Origin of the sequence: Sphingopyxis sp., from assembly GCF_016463645.1 — a bacterium.
Lineage (GTDB): Bacteria > Pseudomonadota > Alphaproteobacteria > Sphingomonadales > Sphingomonadaceae > Sphingopyxis.
Window position 1 is genome coordinate 1 of the sequence record NZ_JAEMQX010000112.1, and the last position, 6004, is coordinate 6004.

5 protein-coding genes are annotated in these 6004 nt (G+C 70.4%); all 5 read left to right on the top strand.

Going from position 1 to position 6004, the window contains the following annotated elements; translation table 11 throughout:
* A partial coding sequence (locus JHC57_RS17655; protein ID WP_294031655.1) for a PAS domain-containing sensor histidine kinase occupies positions 1 to 1093 on the top strand: 1093 nt, incomplete at its 5' end.
* On the top strand, positions 1090 to 1542 hold the full coding sequence (gene tsaE, locus JHC57_RS17660) for a tRNA (adenosine(37)-N6)-threonylcarbamoyltransferase complex ATPase subunit type 1 TsaE (protein ID WP_294031657.1): 453 nt from the start codon (positions 1090 to 1092) through the stop codon (positions 1540 to 1542). The genes JHC57_RS17655 and tsaE, both read left to right, overlap by 4 nt.
* Complete coding sequence (locus JHC57_RS17665) at positions 1539 to 2522, top strand: phosphotransferase (RefSeq protein WP_294031658.1); 984 nt, start codon at positions 1539 to 1541, stop codon at positions 2520 to 2522. Before tsaE ends, JHC57_RS17665 begins: the two co-directional genes overlap by 4 nt.
* Entirely contained in the window at positions 2519 to 3238 is a 720-nt protein-coding gene (locus tag JHC57_RS17670; protein WP_294031660.1) for a nucleotidyltransferase family protein, read from the top strand. Before JHC57_RS17665 ends, JHC57_RS17670 begins: the two co-directional genes overlap by 4 nt.
* Positions 3231 to 6004 (top strand): double-strand break repair protein AddB (addB, locus tag JHC57_RS17675; RefSeq protein ID WP_294031662.1); only part of this gene is annotated, 2774 nt, incomplete at its 3' end. The genes JHC57_RS17670 and addB, both read left to right, overlap by 8 nt.

Below are 6004 nucleotides of genomic sequence, written 5' to 3' on the forward strand. Positions count from 1 at the left end.
GCGCGACACGCTGCTTCGCGTCCGCACCGCGACCTTCGACAATCTGTTCGAGGCGGTGGCCGTGTTCGCGCCCGACGGACGGCTCCACCTTTGGAACCAGCGCTTCCGCCGTCTGTGGGGCATCGACGAGCCGACGCTCGCGGCGCATCCGCGCGTCGACGCGCTGATGGGCGGGCTGGCCGACCGGCTGGCGAAACCGAACCAGATCAGCATCGTGCAGGAGGTGATCCGCGCCGCGACGCTCGAACGCCAGCAGCGCGTCGGCGAGGTCCGCTTCGCCGACGGACGCCATTTCGATTTCGCGTCGATCCCGCTGCCCGACGGCAATGCGCTGCTCATCATGCTCGACATCACCGCGAGCCGGAAGATGGAAGGCGCGCTTCGCGAACGCAACGAGGCGCTCGAGGCGGCCGACAAGGCGAAGACCGCCTTCCTGTCGCGGATGAGCTATGAACTCCGCACGCCGCTGACCTCGATCGGCGGCTTCGGCGAGATGCTGCAGGCGGGCTATGCCGGCAAGCTCGGCGACCAGCAGCGCGCCTATATCGACGCGATCATGGATTCGGTGGGCGTACTCTCCCGCCAGATCGACAATGTGCTCGACCTTGCGCAGGGCGAGGCGGGGACGCTCGCGATCGAGCGCGCGCCGGTCGATGTGGGAGCGCTGCTCGAAGCCGCGCTCGTCGACGCGAAACCCTTTGCGAAAAGCGAAAGGGTCGAACTCGTCAGCAATCTGTCCGCGAACCTCGGCAGCATCGAGGGCGACGCGCCGCGGCTGTCGCGGCTCGTCGCGGGGCTGCTCGACAATGCGGTGCGCTTCACCGCGCCGTCGCGCAAATCGGGCGCGCGCGTCCTGCTCCACGCCGACGGCGATGCGCGCGGCATCGATATCATCGTGTCGGACAACGGGCCCGGGATGCCCGAGACGGCGGAGGCGGTCGCGAAGGGCCAGCAGGCGGGCACCGCAACCGGCGGGATCGGCCTCGCGCTCGCGCGCCAGCTCGTCGCGGCCCACGGCGGGACGATGGAAGTCGTGAGCGAGCAGGGGCAGGGTACGCTCGTGCGGATCAGCCTGCCGCGGGCGCGCGCATGACGGATTTCCCGGTGCGCTACGATCTCGACGAAGCCGGGAGGATCGGCGCGGCGATCGGCGCCGCGCTGGCCGCGGGCGATGTCGTGCTGCTGTCGGGCGATCTGGGTGCCGGTAAGACGACGCTGGCGCGCGCGATGCTGAAGGCGCGCGGACTGGCGGGCGAGGCGCCGAGCCCGACCTTTGCGATCGTCCAGCCCTATGCCCCGCCCGAGGTCGACCTCCCAATCGCGCATGTCGATCTCTATCGTATCGAGAGCGCGGACGAACTCATCGAACTCGGCCTCGACGATTATCTTCACGACGGCGCGCTGCTGATCGAATGGCCCGAGCGGCTGGGCGGCGACGGCTGGCCGGGGGCGCTGCTGCTCATGATTTCGGGTGAGGGCGACGCGCGCGTCTTGACAGCCGATGTGCCTGCGGCTTGGGGAGCAAGATGGCCGCTCCGATGATTCCGCCTCCCCATGCGCCCGCCTTTCTCGCTGCGCATGGCTGGGGCGATGCCCAGATATTGCCGCTGGCGGGGGACGCGTCCTTCCGCCGCTATTTCCGCGTCGTCGACGGCGATCGGCAGGCCGTGCTGATGGACGCGCCGCCGCCGCACGAGGACCCGCGGCCATTCATCGCGGTCGCCGAATTCCTGTGCGAGCAGGGGCTGACCGCGCCGACGATCCTCGCGCGCGATCTGGAGCAGGGGCTGCTGCTGATCGACGATTTCGGCGATGTTCGCCTACGCGAAACCGTCGACGGGGCGCCGCATACCGAAGCCGGATATTATGCCGGCGTGACCGATCTGCTCGTCCATCTTCACGCCCGGCCGCCGATGAAGGGGCTGCCCGTCCACGGGCTCGGGCAATGGCTCGACGAGGTGATGCTGTTCAGCGACTGGTATTGCCCCGCCTTCGGCATCGAGGTCGACCGCGATGCGTTTCGCGCGGCGTGGGCCGAGGTGCTGGCCCCGGTCGAGCATGACGGCCTGCCGCGCGTCACCGTGCTGCGCGACTATCACGCCGAAAACATCATGCTCGTGCCCGGCAAGGACGGTATCGCGCACTACGGACTGCTCGATTTCCAGGACGCGCTCGTCGGCCATCCCGCATACGACCTTGCGTCGGTGCTCGAGGATGCGCGGCGCGACGTCAGCCCGGCGGTCGAGGCGGAGATGCTCGCGCGCTACATGCAGGCGACCGGTCAGGATATCGAGAATGCCTATTGGGCGCTCGCGGCGCAGCGCAATACGCGCATCCTCGGCGTCTTCGTCCGCCTGTGGAAGCGCGACGGCAAGCCGCATTACAAGAGTTTCCAGCCGCGCATGTGGGGGCTGCTCGAGCGCGATCTCGCGCATCCGGCGCTTGTCCCCGTCCGGCAATGGTTCGACGCCAATGTCCCCGCTTCGAAACGTGCGGAGATCTGGAAGGCGATGGCGACGTGACGGCGAAAATCGAGAGCGCGATGGTGATGGCGGCGGGCCTCGGCAAACGGATGCGTCCGCTCACCGCTACCCGTCCGAAGCCGCTCGTGCGCGTCGCGGGCAAGGCGCTGATCGATCACAGCCTCGACCGGATCGAGGCGGCGGGGGTCGGCCATGTCGTCGTCAACGTCCATTATCTGGCCGACGCGCTCGAAGCCCATCTCGCGGCGCAGAAGCGCAGGTTCACGATCGCGATTTCGGACGAGCGCGGCAAGCTGCTCGAAACCGGCGGCGGGATGGTCAAGGCGCTGCCGCAGCTCGGCGGCGATCCGATCCTGATCGTCAACAGCGACAATATCTGGACCGACGGTCCCGAGGACAGCATCCGCCACCTTGCGCGCCACTGGGACGGCGAGCGGATGGATGCGCTGTTGCTGCTGATCAGACAGGCGAGTGCGACGGGGCACGGTGGGCGCGGCGATTTCCATATGGACGGCAACGGCAAGCTGTCGCGGCGGAGGCTGGGGCGGATCGCGCCTTTCGTTTACACCGGAGTCCAGCTCATTTCGCCGCGACTGCTCGACAATGCGCCCGAGGGGGCGTTTTCGACCAATATCCTCTGGGACCGCGCGATCGCGGCGGGGCGTCTTTATGGCCTGTCGCACATGGGGCAATGGTTCGACGTCGGCACCCCGGCGAGCATCGCGCCGACCGAAGCCGCGCTGACGGATGGCTGACGCCGGGCCCACGGTCTTTTCCATCCCGGTTCAGCGGGCCTTTGCCGATGCGCTCGCGGCAGGATTGATCGATCGGTATGCCGACGGCGCGCTGGGGCTTGCGCAAGGCTTGATCGTGCTGCCGAGCAACCGTGCGCGGAGCGCGGTGCAGGCGGCGTTCGTGCGTGCGGGCGGAGCGGGGCTGCTGATGCCGCGGCTTGTCGTGATCGGCGACGTCGACCTCGATGAATCGGTGGCGCTCGCGCTCGATCCGATCGACGGGAGCGATGCCGTTCCGCCCGCGATCGACGCGCTGAAGCGGCGATTGATGCTCGCGGCGCTGATCGAGCAGCACAACCCGCCGGGCGAGGAAGCGATCACCGGCGCGGCGGCGTTCCAGCTCGCCGAAGGGCTGGGGCGCGTGATCGACCAGCTTCACTATGAGGAGGTCCCGCCCGCACGGCTCGCCGATATCGAAAGCGCGCTGGGCGACCTCGCGGGGCATTGGCAGGCGTCGTGGCGGCGGTTGTCGCTGCTCGTCGACCAATGGCCGAAACTTCTTGCCGCGACGGGGCATATCGACCGCGCCGACCGGCGCAACCGGCTGCTCGATCGGGTGACCCGCGGGTGGCGTGTGGCGCCGCCCGCGCGCTTCGTCGTCGCGGCTGGCGTCACCACCGCGGCGCCCGCGATCGCGCGATTGCTGCGCACCGTCGCCGATCTGGCCGATGGCATGGTCGTGCTGCCGGGGCTCGACCTCGGCATGGCGGATGAGGAATGGGACGCGCTCGGGCCGGTGAAGGCCGATCCCGACAAGCCGCAAGATCGCCCGCTCGAGACGCACCCGCAATATCATCTGAAGCTGCTTCTCGGCCGGATGGGGGTGTCGCGCGCCGAGGTGCGGGCGTGGGGCGCCGCCTCGCCCTTTGACGGCCCCGAGGCGCGCGCCGCCTTCACCTCGCTGCTTTTCGCGCCCGCCGCCTATACCGCGCGCTGGCAGCAGGCGGGCGACATGGGCGCGGGCATCGCCGGGGTCAGCGCGGCGGTGTTTGCCGACGACGGGCAGGAGGCGCAGGGGATCGCGCTGATGATGCGTCATGCGCTCGAAACGCCCGCGCGCACCGCGGCGCTGGTCACCCCCGACCGCGCGCTCGCGACGCGCGTCGCGGCGGCGCTCGCGCGCTGGGATATCGCGGTCGACGACAGCGCGGGGCAGCCGCTGGGGCAGACACCGCCGGGCGCGCTGCTGCTCGCGCTCGCCGAATTCGCCGCCGGGTTCGATCCGGTGCGGCTCGTGGCGCTGCTCGGGCATCCGCTGGTGCGGGCGGGCGAAGCGCGGCTCGGCTGGCTCGATCAGGTGCGGCGGCTCGACCTTGTGCTGCGCGGGCCCGGGCTGGTGCCGGGCTGGGACGGGGTGACCATGCGGATCGCCGAACGCGCTGCCGACCCGAAGGGGCGCGGCCATAGCGAGGCGACGCTGATCGGCGACTGGTGGGCCGATGTCGCGGCCGGGCTGGGTACGGCGCTTGCTCCCTTCGCGGCGGGTGCTTCTGCGCCGCCTCCGGTCCTTCTCGGCGCTTTGCAGGCGGCGCTTGGCTGGCTGACCGGCGAGGGCGCGTGGACCGGGCATGCCGGACGCGCTCTGTCCGAGCTGTTCGATCGCTGGGCGCTGGCGAAGGGCGACGGACCCGCTCTCGTCGCGCCCGCCGACTTCCCCGCAATGCTGGGCGATCTGCTGTCGGGCGAGAGCGTAAGGCCGCCCTATGGCGGACACCCGCGACTGTTCATCTGGGGTCTGCTCGAAGCACGATTGCAGCGCGCCGACCTGATGATCCTCGGCGGACTCGACGAGGGGCGCTGGCCGCAGCAGCAAAGCCCCGACCCATGGCTCGCGCCCGGTATCCGGCGGATGCTCGGCCTCGCGGCGCCCGAACGCCAGCAGGGCGCGGCGGCGCATGATTTCGCGGGCGCCTTTGCGGCGCGCGAGGTGGTGGTGACGCGTGCGATGCGGAGCGGCGGCGATCCGGCGGTGGCGTCGCGTTTCTGGCTACGGCTCGCCGCGCTGGCGGGCGAATTGCCCGAGGCGCGGCTGGGCGGCGAGAGCGTGGTAGCGCTTGCGGCGGCGCTCGATGTGCCACCGGGGCCGATCGCGCCCGCGCCGATGCCCCAGCCGCAGCCCCCTGCGGCGGCGCGGCCGGGGCAGATCAGCGTCACCGGCGTCGACCTGCTTGCGAAGGATCCTTACGGTTTTTATGCGGGGCGCATCCTGCGGCTGTCGGTGCTCGACCCGCTGCGTGCGGGCCCCGATCCGCGCTGGCTGGGCACGCGCGTCCATGCGTTTCTGGAGGATTGGCAACGTGCGGGCGCGACCCCCGAGGCGCTGGAGGTCGAACTTGAGCGCCTGCTCGACGACCCGGCGCTTGATGCGCTCGCGCGCGCGTTCTGGTTTCCGCGGATCGAGCCCGCGCTGCGCTGGGCGGCCGAGCGCGTGTGGGCGGGGCGTGCCGAGGGGCGCGAGCCGATCGCGACCGAGGCCAGCGGCGTGCACGAACTGGACGGCATCCGCCTGTCGGGCAAGGCCGACCGGATCGACCGGCTGGCCGACGGCAGCCTTGCGATCGTCGATTACAAGACCGGCGCGGCGCCGAGCGGTAGCGCGGCGGCGGACGGGCTCGACAACCAATTGGGCCTTCTCGGGTTGCTTGCCGAGATGGGCAAGGTCGAGGGGGTCGCGGCGGGACCGATTCATGCGCTCGAATATTGGAGCCTGAAGGCCGACCGCGCGAA

Bases quoted from the DNA above. Each gene is read 5' to 3' on its own strand.
- JHC57_RS17665 (WP_294031658.1), top strand. From the start codon at position 1,539: ATGATTCCGCCTCCCCATGCGCCCGCCTTTCTCGCTGCGCATGGCTGG.
- tsaE (WP_294031657.1), top strand. From the start codon at position 1,090: ATGACGGATTTCCCGGTGCGCTACGATCTCGACGAAGCCGGGAGGATC.